Genomic DNA, 2,005 nt, shown 5'->3' on the forward strand with positions numbered 1-2,005 from the left:
GAGGCTGGGACATTAAGTTCTTAGGCAATGTAAAAAAGCTGATTTCTATTAATTATTTGATGGAAATCAGCTTTTTTGATATTTATTTTATAATGTACAGCTCGTTGAGCTGCTATTTTCCTTATATTAAGTGCCATTAATACAAAACCTAGCTCTCGTTTAACTTTATTTATTCCTCGAACTGACATTCGAGTGAAACCCAAAATAGCCTTCATAAATCCAAAAACAGACTCTACATCAATTTTTCTTTGACTATAGATTTTTTTCGTTTCTGGTTCAGAAAGCTTTTGATTAATTTGGGCTTTAAAGTATTCCCAATTATAATTCTTCATGATTTTCTTATTGGATTTCGAATTTGGCTTCATGCATTGTTGCCTCAAAGAACATGCTGAACAGTCATCGCATTCATATAGTTTGAAGTCACGTTTAAAACCATATCTATCATTACGGTTTGCATATCTTTTAAAACCTATTCTTTTGTTATTAGGACATATAAATTCATCATTAAGTTCGTCATATTTCCAGTTTTGAGTGTTAAAAATGTCACTTTTAAACTTTCTCGTTTTATCTTTAATAAACATACCATACGTAATAAGTGGCGTTTTATTAAAATCATCTATAATAGCCATATAGTTTTGCTCACTACCATAACCTGCATCAGCTACAATATACTCCGGTAAATAACCGAAGGTATTTTGAATCATTGTTAAAAATGGAATTAAAGTTCTAGTATCTGTCGGGTTTTGAAATAGGTCATAGGATAAAACAAATTGAGAATTTGTCGCTATTTGTAAATTGTATCCTGGCTTAAGTTGGCCATTTTTCATATGGTCTTCCTTCATTCTCATAAAAGTTGCATCATGATCAGTTTTAGAAAAGCTATTTCTATCTTTAAGAATCGATTTTTGTTCTTCATATTTACTTTTTCTTTCGGAATAATCATCAAATTTCTTTTTGAACTTCTTAATCTCAGTTCTTTTTTTACGGGTCTGTTTTCTAATTTGAGTACAATCTTCATTCTGAATAGAATGATTTAAATCTTCGATTTCTTTATCTAAATGACTACCAATTAAATCTATTTCTTCTATTGTTAAATCGCTATCTCCATCTTCTTTTATCTCTGGTATTATTTTTTCTTCAACTAAGTCACGATATAATGCTTTTGAATTTTCGTTCAATTTCGATTCGTGATTTTGAATACTTTTCTTCCACACAAATGTATACCTATTGGCATTAGCTTCTACTTTTGTACCATCAATAAAAATTGAATTATCATCAATAAGATTTTGCTTTAAACATTGACTATGAAACTGAATAAATAAAGATTCAATTAATGCATCAGTATTAGGATTTACTCTAAAACGATTAATAGTTTTATAAGAAGGTGTTTGATTTTGAGCTAACCACATCATTCGAATACTGTCATGAAGTAATTTCTCTATTCTACGACCAGAAAATACAGATTGAGTGTATGCATATAAGATAATTTTTAACATCATTTTTGGATGATAGGATGTTGCGCCACGATGATGTCTGAATTCATCGAATTCGCTATCAGGTATCGTTTCAACAATTTCATTAACATATCGTGAAATATCATTTTGAGGAATTCTAACAGAAGTTTCTATTGGTAGTGTAAGTTGGGTCATGTTATAATTTTTATACATAAGGCACCTCGTTAATTTAGTTTAGTGGTATTTATTAAATTATACGAAAGTGTCTTATTTTTTTAAAGTATTTCAAAGTAAAATTACATGTTAATACGTAGTATTAATGGCGAGACTCCTGAGGGAGCAGTGCCAGTCGAAGACCAAGGCTGAGACGGCACCCTAGGAAGGGATCCGTCATCAAAAATTCTATTTATAGAATTTTACAGTAATGTGCCAGACGGGCAAAGCGAAGCCATTCAATACGAAGTATTGTATAAATAGAGAACAGCAGTAAGATATTTTCTAATTGAAAATTATCTTACTGCTGCTTTTTAGGGATTTATGTCCCAGCCTCT

The 2,005-nt window shown here is 30.5% G+C and carries 1 protein-coding gene; it reads right to left on the reverse strand.

The annotated features are described in order from the left end of the window. Window positions 1-20 precede the first annotated feature (20 nt). A complete protein-coding gene (locus tag CD138_RS12795; RefSeq protein ID WP_000277738.1) occupies window positions 21-1,667 on the reverse strand; it encodes an IS1182-like element ISSau3 family transposase in 1,647 nt (548 codons plus the stop codon). Window positions 1,668-2,005: the final 338 nt, after the last annotated feature.

Origin of the sequence: Staphylococcus intermedius NCTC 11048, assembly GCF_002902385.1 — a bacterium.
GTDB classification, from domain to species: domain Bacteria; phylum Bacillota; class Bacilli; order Staphylococcales; family Staphylococcaceae; genus Staphylococcus; species Staphylococcus intermedius.